Genomic DNA, 15,858 nt, shown 5'->3' with positions numbered 1-15,858 from the left:
GCCAACCTCCTCGTTGCGGACTAAGGATCCGTCGGCGCATCTCGCGGTCAGCTCAGCCGACACCGTGTGCGCGGGCGTGCCGCCGCCCATGCTCTGGTAGGTGTGGGTTGACCGCAGGCGGAGCGACGCGTAACGCAGTGAACGCGTTGCTTCGCGAGGGTCCTGCCAGGGCAGGTATGGCGTACCCGCGCGGACCGGCAACACTGGCCTTCACCCCCTCACCGGCCTTTAGATGGATTTGTACCAACGAATGGATGATGGGCCGGTCAAGGGGGTTCGGTCAAGGGGTTGTGGCCTGCTAGAACCAGATCGTCTAAATTGTTGGAACAAAAGGGGTGAAAGTGGCAAGGTCGGTGCTGTATCAGCAGGTGGCTTCGGAGTTGCGTCGAGCCATCTACTCGGGTGTCCTCGGCCCCGGGGCACAGCTGCCGACCGAGGCGCAGCTCATGGAAGACCATGGGGTGAGCAGGAACACCGTGCGACTGGCCCTCGGCGAACTCGTCAACGAGGGGCTCGTCACGCGCACGCCGCGGCGCGGCACGGTGGTCAGAGACCGGCGCCCGTTACTGATCTATCCGCAACGGGAGCTGGAGCCACAACCCAGCGGGGAACTTCGCGAGGCCTTCGCCTACGCCGTCGCGCAGGAGGGCCGGGCGCCCAGCCAGTACATCGAGGTCCTGACGGTGTCTCCGGTCGAGGAGATCGCCAGCAGGCTCGAGCTGGCCGATGGGGAGCTGGCGGTGGTGAGACGCCGTCTGCGGTTCGTGGACGGACAGCCGTACAACACCAACGACTCCTACTTTCCCCGTGATCTAGTCGCAGATTCCGAGATCGCCAGGCCCGGTGACATCGCGCGAGGGGCGAACCGGGTGCTGGAGGAGCTGGGCCATGCGCAGGTGCGCGTCGTCGACGACATCTGGGCGCGCATGCCCAACCAGGAGGAGGCAGAGCGTCTCCAGCTCGAACTCGGTACACCAGTCATGGTGTACGTCAGAGTGGGGTACGACCGGGCTGACATGCCTGTGCGTGTCGCCGTGTCGGTTTTGCCAGCCGACAAACATCTGATCAGATACGAGCTCGATCGCCGCTGAGAGCTCGTGGGTGAAGGGGTGATCCCGCCGGCCGGGCGCAGCGAGAATTAGCCGCCTCGCTGGCCATGGGGAGTCGTGCATACTCCCCTAAATCGCCATTTATCCATATACATCGGGTATATGGCCCCATTTCGCCCCAGCGCACCATTGCGCCATTACGCATCGTGCCGCTGCGGACACCCACGGCATCGAAGGGTTTGTCTTATGCACACCACCACCCTCCTGCACCCGCTCTCCCTGCGCAGAGCGGAACCCGCGGACCTTCCCGGCGTACTCACGCTGCTCGCCGACACCGCCGAGTGGCTGTACATGCGGGGAGTGCGGCAGTGGCCGCGGGGAGGGTTCGGCCCCGAGCGGATCGAGCCGCTCATCGCCGAACGCGTGCTCTTCCTGCTCGATGACGAGCTCAGGTATCTCGACCCCGACGAATCGGCCCCGCCTGTGGCCACCATAGCCCTTGACGACCACGCCGACCCCGAGTTCTGGCAACCCGCCGACGACCCGGGGGCCGCGCTCTACATCCACAAGCTGGCCGTCGCCCGTCCCTGGTCCGGCTCCGGCCTCGGTGACGCCCTGCTGGACTGGGCCTGCTCCATGGCGTACGCGTCCGGCCTGCCCTGGCTGCGGCTCGACTGCGCCAAGAGCAACCCGCAACTGCAGGACTACTACCGCAGCCGCGGCTTCCGCCACGTCCGCACGGTGGACCTGCCGCATCGGTCGTCGGGCGCGCTCTTCCAGCGCCCCTCGGAGGACGTGCCGGCCACGGCCTTCCGTGACCTCACGATGGCGGAGCTGATCAGCGCCTGACCCACCGCCGGCCCCGGTCCCACCCCCCGCCGGGGTCCATGCGGAACGTCACATTCCGTACAGAAACGACAGCAAAGTCGATCTTGTCGGGTTGACGGTTGGCTAGTTACGCTTTGCCCGGTTCAGTCAGAGCTCCAGAGCCGCACGAGTCAGGCACGCGCCTGCCGGTGGGGTGGAGCGACGTCCGACGCCCTGGTCAGGGGCGTCCCTCGTTGTGGTTCGGAGTGTGACGCGCCGTGCGCAGATTCTTGTCGCATGCCTTCCTCTCCCGGACGGCGGCTCTCGTTCTGATCGCCGGGCTGCCGGGGCTGCTCCAGTTACCGGCGATGCCCGTCGCCGCCGAGGTGAGCGTCCAGCAGACCGGCTTCGTGACGCGGCAGGCACCGTTACGCGGCGCCGAGGCCCTGCCCGAGATGACGGGCCGGCCCGCCGGGGAAACCGCGTCGGACGACGCGCAGGACCCGTACGTGCCGGGCGCCCTGCCCCGCGACGCCGGCGGATGGCCGCGGACGGCGCTGAAACCGGACAAGGAACCCGAATCTGAGCTGCCTCCCGCGATCAGACGCGCGGAACAGCGGGACGTCGCGACCGCGGCCGACACGTTCCCTTTCATCGACGCGGTCTACCCGGTGGCGGGCTCGCTGGTCGGCACCACGACGCCGCTGTTCACCGTCCGTGCCTCGCGGCTGGGCGGGCCCTGGATCGAGATGCGCTATCGCTACAGCATCTGCGAGAAGCCGGAGGAGACCGACGAGGTCGTCTTCCCTCCGCCGCCCGACCCGCCCTGCTGGAACTCCTCCGACATGCTGGGCGCCGACACCTGGAAGGTGACCGCCGGCTGGCTGGAATGGGGCAAGCAGTACGAGTGGTGGGTCCGCGTCACGGACCCGGAGAGCCGGGCCACGGCGACGTCCGAGAAGCAGCTCATCGGCACGCAGTCGCCGCAGCCGTTCAACAGCCCGCACCTGGGTGAGCAGCTCGGTGACGGCAAGGAGTTCTCGCTCGCCTCCGGCAACTACACCACCACGGTGGTGGACGCGCAGGTGCAGGTGGCGGGGCCTGACCTGGCCGTGGTGCGCACGTACAACAGCCTGGACTCGCGGACCGACGGCATGTTCGGCCCCGGCTGGTCGGCCACCTGGGACATGAACATCGTGGCCGAGCGCTCGGGCTCGACGATCACCGGGCTGCTGGTCACGTACGCCAGCGGCCGCCGGGTCCGCTTCGCGCCGAAGGGCGACGGCACCTACCAGGCCCCGCCGGGCAGGAAGGACACGCTCGCCGACGTCGAGGGCGGCGGCTGGCGGCTCATGGACACGTACGCGACGACGTATGTCTTCAACGAGAACGGCCGGCTGACCAAGATCGAGGACAACCGTGGGCGGGCGCAGACGCTCACCTACAACGCCGACGGCACCTTCGACACGGTGAGCGGCCCCGGCGGCCGGGCGCTGCATTTCACCTGGGACGGCCACCGCGTGGCCACGGTCTCCACCGACCCGGTGGACGGCACGGCGCAGACCTGGACCTACTCCTACACCGACGGGAACCTCACCTCGGTCTGCTCACCGGCCGCCGCGCCGAACTGCACCGCCTACGCCTACGGCGACGGCTCCCGCTACAAGGGCCTCGTGCTCGACTCCGAGCCGCTCGGCTACTGGCGGCTGGGTGACGCGCGGCTCGAACCCGCGGCGAACCTGGGCAGCGAGGGCGGCGACGGCATCTACAAGAACGTCACCGTCGGGCAGCCGGGTGCCCTGGAGGGCACCGCCGACACCGCGGCCGCCTTCACCAAGTCCACGATGATGCTGCCCTTCGACATGCTGGACAAGGCTCAGAACTCGATGTCCGTCGAGGGCTGGATCAAGACCTCGCAGAACGGCATCGTCCTGTCCGCCGGCCAGTTCGGCTACGAGTTCGGCGCGACCGAGCCCGTGGTGTACGTGGGCACCGACGGCAAGCTGCGCGGCCAGCTCGGCTACGTCGACGGCAGCTACACCCCGATCACGTCCACCGGCGCCGTCAACGACGACCAGTGGCACCACGTGGTGCTCACCGTGGACGGGAACACGCAGAAGCTGTACCTGGACGGGCAACTCGTCGGTGAGCTGACCGGCACGCGCCCCACCGGCTACCTCGCGGAGGCGTTCCTGGGCAGCGGCGACCGCGCCACCTCCTGGCGGGACATCCCCGCCGGCCAGACCACGTCGGGCGCGTTCGCGTTCAAGGGCTCGATCGACGAGTTCGCCGTGTACGGCAAGCCGCTCACCGAGGCCGAGGTGCAGGCGCACTTCGCGGCCCGCGCCAAGGCCAGCCACAAGCTCGTCAAGACCACGCTGCCCTCCGGCCGGGTCTGGGCCAGCAACACCTACCACCCATCGACCGACGCGCTCCTGACGCACACCGACGGCGACGGTGGCACCTGGCGGCTCGGCGACTATGAGATCGACTGGGTCGAGGGGCTCTACAAGATCACGCTCACCGATCCGCGCGGCGAGACCCTGCAGTACGCCTACGACTCGCTGCGCAACAAGCGGCTGGCGTACACGGTCGACGAGGCGGGCGGCAAGACCACGTACTCGTACGACACCGGCGGGTTCGCCGTCAAGCAGACAGACCCCAACGGCACCGTCTCGCAGCAGTGGCACGACAAGCGTGGCAACGCCATCAGGATCAAGACCTGCCGCAGGGCCGGCGACTGCCAGTACGTCTACCGCGACTACTACTGGGACAAGGACAAGCCGCTCGACCCGCGCAACAACCGGCTGACCCACGAACGGGACGCCCGCTCGTCGAGCGAGACGGACAACCGCTACCTCACCACGATCGAGTACAACGAGTACGGCGAGCAGGTCAAGCAGACCACCCCGGCCACCCCCGACTTCCCCGACGGCCGCTCCACCACCGTGACCTACACCGACGGCACAGAACCGGCCGTCGGCGGCGGGACGACGCCCGCCGGCCTGGTGAAGACGGAGACCGACTTCCGGGGCAAGACGACCACCCACGCCTACACGGCGGCGGGCGACCACGCCGAGGTCCGGCTGCCGGCCGGGCTGGTGACCACGTACACTCACGACCCGCTGGGCCGGATGACCTCGAAGACGGAGGTGACGGAGGAACACCCGGACGGGGTGCGGACGACGTACACCTACGACGCCGTCGGCCGGCTGCTGTCCACCCGGGGACCCGGCATCAAGAACGAGGTCACGGACGTCACCCACACCTCCGAGGTGACCTACACCTACGACCCGGACGGCAACGCGCTCACCGAGACCGCCTCCGACCTCACCGGCGGCGACCCGCCGCGCACCATCACCTACACCTATGACGACTTCGGCCGGGTGGCCGCGGTGATGGGCCCCGAGGGCGGCACGGTCTCCTATGGCCACGACGCCATGGGCAACCAGACCCACATGGTGGACGAGCTGGGCAACCGCTTCGAGTACACCTACACCCGGCGCGGCGAGCTGCACAGCACGACGCTCAAGGGCTACACCGGCAGCCCGGTCTCGCCGCAGCCGGCCAAGGACGTGGTGCTGGAGGAGCTCACGTACGACCCGGGCGGGCGCCTGAGCCTGCGTTCGCTGCCAGAGGGCCGCAAGACCGAGTACGTCTACCACGGCGACAATCTGCTGCACCGGGTGGTCGCCAAGGGCGCCAAGCTGAACGGCTCGACCAGCACCCGCGACGTCGTGCTGGAGGAGAACACCTATGACGCGGCCGGCAACCTCGTCCACGTGGCCGCCGGCGGCACCCCCACGCAGAGCGCGAGCCGTATCGAGGAGATCAGCTACACGGTCGACGCCGCCGGGCGGGTGACGTCCGAGACCTTCGACCCGGCGGACCTGGCTCGCAAGACCGCCTACGTCTACGACGCCAACGGCAACGTCACGAAGATGACCAGGACCGGCGCGGGCACCAGCCGCGCCGAGTCGGTCGAGTTCGCCTACAACGACGACGACGTGCTCGTCCGGCGTACCGTCGAGAACGGCGACGAGGACGTCACCACGCGCTGGAAGGTCGACGAGCGCGGCCTGATCGTCGAGTCGGTCGACCCGCGCGGCAACGCCTCGGGCGCCGACGAGGCCGGCTTCACCACCCACTACCGCCACGACGCGGCGGGCCGGCTCGTCGAGGTCAAGGCGCCCGAGGTCGCGGTGGAGGAGTACGGCGCCGAGCCCAGGCGGGCCAGGCCGAGCGTGAAGTTCGGCTACGACAGCGCGGGGCGGGGTACGCACGAGGTGGACGAGGCCGGCGCGGTCACCACCTCCGCCTACGACCGGCTGGGACGTCTGGTGTCGATCACCGGGTTCCCGTACCAGCAGCCGGGCGGCCCGACGCTGACGCCGAAGGAGACCTTCGCCTACAACCCGGCGGGCCAGGTGACGAAGTACACCGACCCGCGCGGCTCGACCTGGGTGACGGAGTACGACGCGCTGGGCAACCGGGTCCGCGTGACCGAGCCCGCCGCCACCGGCCGGGCAGCCGGGCAGTGGGTGTACGAGTACAACCTAGCCGGGGAGCTGCGCGCCGCCGTCGACCCGACCGGGGCACGCGTCGAGAGCGACTACGACGGCCTGGGCCGGATGTACAAGACGACGGTGCTGGAGCGCAAACCGGCGGCCGAGGCGTTCACCACGCTGCTGACCTACAACGACGCCGGCGACCGGACGAAGGAAGTCGGCCCGCTGAACCGGACCACCTCGTGGGAGGTGAACGCGGCCGGTGAGATCACCGAGGAGACCGACCCGGCGGGCAACGCCGTCTCCTACGCCTACGATCCGGCCGGGCGGACGACCAAGGTCACCGACGCGCTGGGCAACTCCACGCTCAGCGAGTACGACCTCGCCGGCCGGCTCACCGCGCTCAAGGAGGCCGACGACACCGGGAAGGTCCTGCGGACGACCGGCTACGCCTACGACGCGGCGGGCAACGAGATCTCGGAGACCACGCCGGAAGGCCACACGGTCCGGAGCACGTACGACGCCACGGACCTGCTGACCAAGCTGGTCGAGCCGGTCTCGGCCGACAAGTCGATCACCACCACGTACGGCTACGACATCGCCGGCTCGCCGACCAGGGCCACCGATGGTCGCGGCAACGCGTTCTGGACGACGTACAACAGCCTCGGCCTGGCCGAGCGCACGATCGAGCCGGCCACCACCGCGCACCCGGACGAGGCCGACCGAACGTGGACCTACGTCTACGACGCCGGCGGCAACATGATCTCGGCGCGGTACCCCGGCGGGGTGCGCGTCGACCACGCCTATGACGCGCTCGGCCGCCTCACCGAGCAGAGCGGCACGGGCGCGGAGGTGGACACGCCGCGGTGGACGTTCGACTACGACGCGGCCGGCCGCAACACCGTCGTCGGCGACTACACCCTCGACTACAACGACCGGGGGCTGCTCACCAGGGTCGCCAAGGGCGGCACGCAGACGGCGGCCTTCACCTACGACGCCTACGGCAACGCCACCAGGAAGCAGGACGTCAACGGCGCCACGACGTACGGCTACGACGCCGCCGATCGACTGAAGACCTTCAGCGACGCGGTCAGCGGCCGCTCCCTGACCTACGACTACGACGCCGCCGACCGCCTCAGGACGCTCACCTCCGCCAGCCCCGGAGGCAAGCAGGAGTTCGGCTACGACGACCTCGACCGCATCACCAGCCACACCCTGCGCAACGCCGCCGGCAGCCAGCTGGCGAAGATCACCTACGGCTGGGACAAGAACGACAACCTGCGCTCCAAGGTCACCGCGGGCACGGCCGGTGCGGGCAGCAACACCTACACCTACGACCAGGCCGACCGGATGACCTCCTGGACGGCTCCCGACGGCACCACGACCACCTACGAGTGGGACGACTCGGGCAACCGGGTCAAGGTCGGGGACACGTCCTTCGTCTTCGACGAGCGCAACCGGCTGCTGTCGGGCGGCGGGACGGAGTACACGTACACGCCGCGCGGCACCCTCGCCACCGAGACCACGAACGGCGTCACCAAGCAGCTCAAGTTCGACGCCTTCGACAACCTGGTCTCCGACGGGGACGCCACCTACACCTACGACGGCCTCGGCCGCCTCGCCTCGCGCACCCAGGGCGGGCAGGAGGAGCGCTTCGTCTACACCGGCATCGAGAACGACATCGCCGCCGTCACCGACCCGGCCGGCACCGTCAAGGCCCGCTTCGGCCGCGACCCCGACGGCAGGCTGGTGAGCCTGGCGGAGAACGGCGTCCAGCTGGGCGTGCTGAGCGACCAGCACGACGACGTCGTGGCCACTTTCACCGGCGACGCGCTGGTGGACTCGACCGCGTACAACCCGTTCGGTGAGGTCATCGCGAGTAACGGTACCAAGCGGCGGCTGGGCTACCAGGGCGCTTACACCGACCCGAACACCGGCAAGGTCAACATGGCCTCCCGCTGGTACATCCCGGGCACGGGTGGCTTCGCCTCGCGCGACGACTTCTCGATCGATCCGTATCCGTCGATCAACCTCAACCGCTACACCTACGCCGGCGGCAACCCGCTCGCCTACACCGACCCTTCGGGTAATTGCCCGTTCTGCATCCCGATCCTGTTCGCGGTGGTGCGGGTGGCGGCCCAGGTGGCGATCAAGCAGTTCGCCAAGGCCGCCGTCAAGCAGGTGGTCAAGCAGGGCGTCAAGCAGGCGGTCAAGAAGACCGCTCAGACGGGCGGCAGAAAGGCCGCGCAGCAGGCCGCCAAGAAGGGTACCCAGCAGGCCGGGAAGAAGACCGCGCAGCAGGCGGGAAAGAAGGCCGGCCAGAAGGCGGCCAAGAAGGGCGGGAAACCGAAGAAGGCCACGAAGAAGAAGTCGACGACCAAGAAGCAGACGACCAGGGCGGGGGCGAAGAAGCCCACCAGGCCGGTCGCGAAGTCGCCGAAGGTCAAGACTCCCAAGGTCAAGAAGCCGCAGACCAAGACCCCCAAGGTCAAGAAGCCGAAGGCGAAGACCCCGAAGAAGACGACGAAGAAGCCCAAGAAGACCACGAAGAAGACGGCTTCGAAGCCGAAGAAGACCACGACGAAGAAGAAGAACGAGACCGCCAACGAGGCCACCGAGATGGTCTTGGAGGAGGCGGAGGTCGCCGACATCGCCACCGCGGGCGTCGACTACGAAGGGGTCGACTACGACGGTGACCTGCTGTGCCGCAGCCTGATCTCGTGCGCCAAGGACGTGGCCGAGGAGCTTGGAGAGAACGCCGCCGAGGACATCGCGGACAAGGTCATCGAAGAGGTCATCGACGCCACGATCCCGGACGTCCCGGTGGACCCGCCCGGCACGACCTGCGCATTGCCCAACAGCTTCGTCCCCGGCACCCCGGTGCTGATGGCCGACGGCTCGACCAAGCCGATCGAAAAGGTGGAGACCGGCGACGAGGTAGTGGCCACCGACCCGGCGACCGGCCGCACGGAAGCCCGCCCGGTCCTGGCTCTGATCAGCAGCAAGGGCCTCAAGAAACTGGTCGACATCACCGTCACGGTGGACGGCGCTAAGGACGTCATCACAGCGACGGACAACCACCCGTTCTGGGTCCCGAAGCGCAAGGCCTGGCTGACCGCCGGCGCCCTGCAGCCCGGCATGTGGCTGCAAACCTCAGCCGGCACGTACGTCCAGATCACCGCAGTCGCCCACCGCACCGCCACCCAACGCGTCCACAACCTGACCGTCGAGGACCTCCACACCTACCACGTGGTGGCCGGCAGTCAAGCGATCCTCGTTCACAACGATAGGATCAAGTGGCCGTCCTACGACCCGAAGAAGACGGCAGCGTACGTAGACGGTATCTTCACTCTCAGCGGTTATGCGGACACTGTCCCGGACGGATTTGAACGCCCCAGTCTAGAAGATGTCCTTAAAGTGCAGGACTCGATTGGTAAGGGCCGCGTTCCCGACTTTCGCGACAATAAAGCAGGAGCAGGCGCTTACTACCTGTCCCATGCAGAGAAGCAGGCAGCGACCCTCAGGCCGGGCGAGGAGGTAACGGTAACGAGGCCGATGTGTGATGACTGCTTCGATTTCTTCACGGATATGGCTCGTCATACCGGGCAATGTTTAGCAGTAAATGATCCCAGCGGACGTTATCAGTTCAAACCGTAAACTACGGTTGTTGCCGACCCCGGTTTCCAGTACCATGGGTAATCTTTGTGGGCCAGGGTAGGCGAGGTTTGACACGATGGCGAATCGATCCGGTAGTGATCTCTTCGAGTTGGCGGAGCAACTGCACGAGGCACTCGTGCGGGGGGATGCCGCAGCCGGCAAGCAACTGATGCGCATGCTTCCGCAGCTTGAGGAGATTGCTTCCGAGGGGCGAGCGGATGTCCAAGCTTTGGTTGCCGGGCTCTACCTGGAACGCCTTAGGGAGCCGGAGAAGGCGTACCGGCTATTCGTCGCCTCGGCCAAGGCTGGCCACCCGGCTGGCCAACGTGGGCTGGGCTCGATGCTCGCCAATGGTATAGGTGTAGAGCGGGATCTCGATGCGGCTCGCGAGCTGTTCGAGTCTGCGGCCCTCTCGGGCGACCTGTTCGCTCTCTTCAATCTGGCGATGATGTACCTACAGGGAGCTGGCGTCGAACAGGACGAAGTCAAGGGGCTGGAATTTTTGCGCCGGGCCGCCGACGAAGGACTGCCGGCCGCCAACGCTGTTCTGGGCGACCAGTTCGCGGCGCAGCAGGACTTCGCGCAGGCCCGCGTCCATTATGGCGTGGCAGCGTCAGGTGGCGTTTCAAGGGTCATCTACACGCTGGCGGAGTGGTATCGAGACGGAGTGGGCGGGCCGGTGGACAAGGTGCAGGCCGTGCGCTGGTTCCTCAAATTGCTCGACTTTGGCGATGGGGACGGCGTTCATGAGGCGATATCGCTGGCTCGCTCGATGTCCGATCAGGAGATCAGGATGGCGGCCGAGCTTGTAGACAGAAGCGCCGAGGCGGAAGCACTCATTCGCGTGGCGAGGAAATAGCTCTAGCAGCGACGGTTATCTTACGATCCTGTGAGTGCTTTTCATCCCGCCTCGCGGCGCTGAAGGACGAGGATCGCTCTGACGAGCTGACCTGCGAGGAGTGGGCAGCAGCGGAGTTTGCGCGGGGTACGCCAGGTCTTCAGCTGTGCTTTGGCCCATTCTCCCGGTCCGCCGAGTGCCGTCCTCGTTCACAACACCAGTCCGTGTCGATTTGAAGTAGACTCGCGAGCGTAACCACAGATCTGGATGCTGAAATGACACGGTGCGGGTAAGCCATTTACGCCCGCCGGCAAGCGTAAGGTCGTCGAGAAATCCCGGAATAACAATGGTAGGTTAACTGTCTGTGATGACTGCAGTGTTGAGACAATTCCTGCGCAGTCTTCACGTAAAAGCGTTTCTCCTGATCCTCGCGAAACGCGAACGATACATTTGGCCCGAGTCGCTAGGCGGTCCAGCATCTCCCTGGAATGGTCGGGTGATGTGTGCCCTGCAACGCTCGCTGGAGTAACACCCCCCAAAAAAGCCGCTGTAGTTTCGGATGCTAAGGCTCACGGAAAGCGTTACTGTCTCTACTTAGCGGCAATAGAAGTGCGAGGGTAGCATGTCTGCTTCAAGTGTTAGTTCTGTTCGTGTGGTTTTTCCGCTCGAACAGGACCCGGACGGCTGCCCTCCCTATACGAGAGGGAATCTGGGTCAGGCCGCTCGCTGACGGCGTGGGAGAAGTTCTCAGCGTCCCTTTATTTGTGGTTGGAATCAGCAAAGGGGATTTCGTCTCCTATCGCGCATCTGCCGGTGAGGGGCGGTTCTCCAAACTGCTGTCTGCGAGGGGTCATTCAACTCTCCGACTTATCTTCTTCCGGGAAGATGCCGAGGTCCGAGTTAGGCGAGAACTGGAGCAGCTTGGCTGTGAGGCCGAGGCCGGTCCAATCCAGTCTCTGCTTGCTGTCGATGTGCCGCCGGAGGTTGATTACAGGGTTGTTCATGGTCTCATCGACCGTGAGTCCGCAAAAGCTATCCTGGACTATGAAGAGGCGTGCGTTGCACGCGAACACAGATAAGCCTCGTCGCCCAAATCAGTGACCTCTTTTCGTGCGCCCAGCAGAGCAGGAGGTGAAGCCGTGACGTAGTGGCTGATCTTGTTGTTCGTAAGCTCGTCGACGCTTGCCGGTGAAAGTCCGGCCCGGGTAGCTGCCAGGAGGCCCGGTACAGAGGTTGAAAGTCTGAGGTGTCACCTGGCGGTTGCATGCGTACGGCGGGCTTCGGGAGTATGCCGGTGGTATGCGTTATCCGGATGGTGGTGAAGATCGACGATGAGCTGAAGGGACCGCGATGGACGGGCCGCCCCCGGTGCTGACCGACTCCGAGCTGGTGTGCGTCGCGGTCGCTCTGTCGCTGCTCGGGTTTTGTGTGATCGGGGCGTGAAGATGGTGTTCGAGTTACGCGGCGTGGGTGTCGGTGCCGCGCAGGATGTACAGGTCATCGCCGAACACGGCCGAGATCTGGAGTTGCCCGCCGAGGGCCTGCACGTAGCGGGCGATGGTCTCCACGGTGGACACCTCACCGCGTTCGATCTGGGAGACCCGGCTCTTGGTCACTCCCATCAGGTCAGCGACCTCGGTCTGTGACAGGCCCAGGCTCTTGCGCCGTTCGGCCAGCCGGTAGCCGTCGATGTAGGCCTGATTGCGCCGCCGGGCCTCGGCCACGGCCTCCTCGCCGCCGGAGGTGGCCACGATGTCGGCGCGGACGTCGTTCCACTTGGGAAAGTTCGTCATCGGTCCTTCTCCTCCGTCTCGCGTTCGGCCAGGTACTTCGCGTACAGCTCTTCGGCGCGGGGGATGGCCTGCCGATACCAGCCCGACCAGTCACCGGACTTATCCCCGCCGACCAGCAAGATGGCCGACCGCCACGGATCGAACACAAACAAGATCCGGATCTCGGAGCGGCCTGCCGAGCCGGGACGCAGTTCCTTCAGGTTGTGGACCTGGGAGCCTTCCAACTTGTCGACCAGCGGGCGGCCCAGGCTCGGGCCGGCCTCGGCCAGTCGGTCGATGGCATCGACGGCCTGCACCCGGGATCGTTCGTCCAGGGCGTTGATCCAGGCCAGGATCTCGTTGGTGACGCGGATCTCCCACTCCTCCACGCCCAGAAGTGTAGCAAATCCTTTACTTGGAGGAGCAGTGTCACGACGCCGAATCGCTGACGACCACATACGTCCTGACAGCTACGTTGACGGCAACAGCCTTCGACCGTGCTCAGTGATTAGCACGACGACGTCGTGGCCACTTTCACCGGCGACGCGCTGGTGGACTCGAGCGCGTACAACCCGTTCGGTGAGGTCATCGCGAGTAACGGTACCAAGCGGCGGCTGGGCTACCAGGGCGCCTACACCGACCCGAACACCGGCAAGGTCAACATGGCCTCCCGCTGGTACATCCCGGGCACGGGTGGCTTCGCCTCGCGCGACGACTTCACGATCGACCCGTACCCGTCGATCAACCTCAACCGCTACACCTACGCGGGCGGCAACCCGCTCGCCTACACCGACCCGTCCGGCAACTGCCCGTTCTGCATCCCGATCCTGTTCGCGGTGGTGCGGGTGGCGGCCCAGGTGGCGATCAAGCAGTTCGCCAAGGCCGCCGTCAAGCAGGTGGTCAAGCAGGGCGTCAAGCAGGCGGTCAAGAAGACCGCCCAGACAGGCGGCAGAAAGGCCACGCAGCAGGCCGCCAAGAATGGCGTCAAGAAGGCCACCCAGCGAGGCAAGAGTGGCAGCAAGCAGGCCACCAAGAAGGGCGGGAAACCGAAGAAGCCGACGACCAAGAAGAAGTCGACAACCAAGAAGAAGTCGACGACCAAGAAGCAGACGACCAGGGCGGCGGCGAAGAAGCCGACCAGGCCCGTGGCCAAGTCGCCGAAGGTCAAGACCCCCAAGGTCAAGAAGCCGAAGGCGAAGACCCCGAAGAAGACGACGAAGAAGCCAAAGAGCACGAAGAAGACGGCTTCGAAGCCGAAGACGAAGACCTCGACGACGAAGAAGAAGAACGAGACCGCCAACGAGGCCACCGAGATGGTCTTGGAGGAGGCGGAGGTCGCCGACATAGCCACCGCGGGCGTCGACTACGAAGGGGTCGACTATGACGGTGACATGCTGTGCCGCAGCCTGATCTCGTGCGCCAAGGACGTCGCCGAGGAGCTTGGAGAGAACGCCGCCGAGGACATCGCGGACAAGGTGATCGAGGACATCGTCGATGCCACGATCCCGGACGTCCCGGTGGACCCGCCGGGCACCACCTGCGCCCTCCCCAACAGCTTCGTCCCCGGCACCCCGGTCCTGATGGCCGACGGCTCGACCAAGCCGATCGAAAAGGTGGAGACCGGCGACGAGGTAGTGGCCACCGACCCGGCGACCGGCCGCACGGAAGCCCGCCCGGTCCTGGCTCTGATCAGCAGCAAGGGCCTCAAGAAACTGGTCGACATCACCGTCACGGTGGACGGCGCTAAGGACGTCATCACAGCGACGGACAACCACCCGTTCTGGGTCCCGAAGCGCAAGGCCTGGCTGACCGCCGGCGCCCTGCAGCCCGGCATGTGGCTGCAAACCTCAGCCGGCACGTACGTCCAGATCACCGCAGTCGCCCACCGCACAGCCACCCAACGCGTCCACAACCTGACAGTCGAGGACTTCCACACCTACCATGTGGCGGCCGGCAGCCAGGCCATCCTCGTCCACAACGATGGCCCACCCTACTCTGACGAACAATGCTGGGAGATCGCTGACCGGGCTCGCGATCAAGTGCGCGAGGAGATGTCGAACACGCAGCGAAGAAAGCATGTCATGATTGTCGGAGCGGTCGACTGCAAAACAGGCAGGGTCGCTGTAGGGGTGAAGCGATCTGAGCGAGGTGTGCCATCAACTCACTGCGCGGAGAATCTGGCTCGCGATGAGCTTGTCGCAGGCGGCTCAGATCCGGAGGATATTAGGTTCGGTCATCCTGCACATCCCGATTCGATGAAAGAGGCAGACTTCTGCGGCAGATGTAGGGGCTGGATAAAACCTTCGCAGGTTCCGCCGGACCGGCGCTGGTAATGCGGCAAGAAAGCGCGAGGAACATAGATGACATGGGACTGGCAGCAGCTCGAAATCCTGAATGGCGATGCTACCGGTGTTCCGCCAGTCCTCGACAAGCTTCTGCACGGCTCCAGAAGTCAGCGGGCGGAGGCATTTTCGGCGCTGGATGGCAAGGTTGTGAACCAAGGTGACCTCTTCAGCTCGGCTGCGGCGGTGACAGACGTGATTTTGGCTGAGCTGCGTCTGAAGAGGTACTTGCACGAAGAGGCGTGGTTGATACTGCACGAGATTTATCGCGGCTCCTCTTCCGGCCGTTCGTTGGTTGTCGATGATGAGCGCTATGAAGTTGAAGAGTATTGTCGTTGTTCCGTTCTCAGCGCTCTACCTGTTATCGATGAAGTAGTGATGCGGCTGGATGGAGAGGACTTCTCATATGCGGCCTTTTTGCTAGGCGACATAGGGGAGGACAGCGATAAGGCGATTGCGATCCTGGAGCGCGAGATAGCGAAGTCCAGCGGTCCTCGGCTTGACTCCGCCATGGATCAGCTGGAAGTTGCGGTTGACCTCGCCGAAGAGCGCAGGGCTCGGAATAAGACGACCTGAGAAGTGCCCCGGCAGTTTCTAAGGTGGACATCACATACTCGGTTTCCCCGGAATGCGGAGTGGCTTCATGAGGCGTTGGTGCGGGGATATGTGGTGAAGCGGTTCTCGTCCGAGGTGGAGCGAGTGTTACGGGTTTTCGAAGGCGTGCCCGGCCTGCGCGGTGTTCGCCACCCGGGTCAAGGAATGCGTAGTCACCTTTCCGCGCGACCTGTGCGTTGGCCGGGAGTCGATAAGCCTGCGCTGGCACAAGAGGCGCAGGTCTGCCGCGAGCGCGCCTGCCCGCGCGGCTCTCCGAGAGAGGACTCTCCG

Annotated in this window: 9 protein-coding genes and 1 pseudogene; 7 read left to right on the top strand and 3 right to left on the bottom strand. The window is 65.7% G+C overall.

Going from position 1 to position 15,858, the window contains the following annotated elements; all coding sequences use genetic code 11:
* The first annotated feature begins 353 nt into the window (after nt 1-353).
* From ABZW11_RS28725 to ABZW11_RS28710, 4 genes are all read left to right on the top strand, one after another.
* The gene (locus tag ABZW11_RS28725; RefSeq protein ID WP_355423420.1) at nt 354-1,091 is read left to right on the top strand and encodes a GntR family transcriptional regulator; all 738 of its coding nucleotides are present in this window, start codon (nt 354-356) and stop codon (nt 1,089-1,091) included.
* A gap of 204 nt (nt 1,092-1,295) precedes the next feature.
* Nucleotides 1,296-1,898 (top strand): GNAT family N-acetyltransferase, encoded by a 603-nt coding sequence (locus tag ABZW11_RS28720; protein WP_355423417.1) that lies wholly within the window; start codon nt 1,296-1,298, stop codon nt 1,896-1,898.
* A 236-nt stretch (nt 1,899-2,134) separates the two neighbouring features.
* Entirely contained in the window at nt 2,135-10,021 is a 7,887-nt protein-coding gene (locus tag ABZW11_RS28715) for a polymorphic toxin-type HINT domain-containing protein (RefSeq protein ID WP_355423414.1), read from the top strand.
* Between the two features lie 76 nt (nt 10,022-10,097).
* Nucleotides 10,098-10,880: a tetratricopeptide repeat protein gene (locus tag ABZW11_RS28710; RefSeq protein WP_355423411.1), complete on the top strand. Its 783-nt coding sequence runs from the start codon at nt 10,098-10,100 to the stop codon at nt 10,878-10,880.
* Between the two features lie 41 nt (nt 10,881-10,921).
* On the opposite strand, the pseudogene ABZW11_RS28705 reads toward ABZW11_RS28710, so the two are convergent.
* Nucleotides 10,922-11,056, bottom strand: a pseudogene (locus ABZW11_RS28705) (IS5/IS1182 family transposase); the annotation flags it as partial.
* Between the two features lie 438 nt (nt 11,057-11,494).
* Between ABZW11_RS28705 and ABZW11_RS28700 the strand changes: the two are divergent.
* Nucleotides 11,495-11,938 (top strand): DUF4265 domain-containing protein, encoded by a 444-nt coding sequence (locus ABZW11_RS28700; RefSeq protein WP_355423409.1) that lies wholly within the window; start codon nt 11,495-11,497, stop codon nt 11,936-11,938.
* A 378-nt stretch (nt 11,939-12,316) separates the two neighbouring features.
* Here ABZW11_RS28700 and ABZW11_RS28695 read toward each other — a convergent pair whose 3' ends face one another.
* Entirely contained in the window at nt 12,317-12,652 is a 336-nt protein-coding gene (locus tag ABZW11_RS28695) for a helix-turn-helix transcriptional regulator (RefSeq protein WP_355423406.1), read from the bottom strand.
* Nucleotides 12,649-13,020, bottom strand: coding sequence for a type II toxin-antitoxin system RelE/ParE family toxin (locus tag ABZW11_RS28690; protein ID WP_355423403.1), 372 nt, complete (start codon nt 13,018-13,020; stop codon nt 12,649-12,651). The genes ABZW11_RS28695 and ABZW11_RS28690 overlap by 4 nt, the downstream gene beginning before the upstream one ends.
* A gap of 135 nt (nt 13,021-13,155) precedes the next feature.
* Here ABZW11_RS28690 and ABZW11_RS28685 point away from each other — a divergent pair, with 135 nt between their 5' ends.
* Together ABZW11_RS28685 and ABZW11_RS28680 are read left to right on the top strand one after the other, a co-directional pair.
* Nucleotides 13,156-14,964, top strand: a complete 1,809-nt coding sequence (locus ABZW11_RS28685; RefSeq protein ID WP_355423400.1) for a polymorphic toxin-type HINT domain-containing protein — start codon at nt 13,156-13,158, stop codon at nt 14,962-14,964.
* 27 nt (nt 14,965-14,991) lie between these two features.
* Complete coding sequence (locus ABZW11_RS28680) at nt 14,992-15,549, top strand: hypothetical protein (protein ID WP_355423397.1); 558 nt, start codon at nt 14,992-14,994, stop codon at nt 15,547-15,549.
* The last annotated feature ends 309 nt before the right edge of the window (nt 15,550-15,858 follow it).

Origin of the sequence: Nonomuraea sp. NPDC004580 (assembly GCF_040609855.1) — a bacterium.
Lineage (GTDB): Bacteria > Actinomycetota > Actinomycetes > Streptosporangiales > Streptosporangiaceae > Nonomuraea > Nonomuraea salmonea.
Note: the sequence above shows the minus strand (reverse complement) of the source record. Positions and strands in the feature narration are given on the sequence as shown.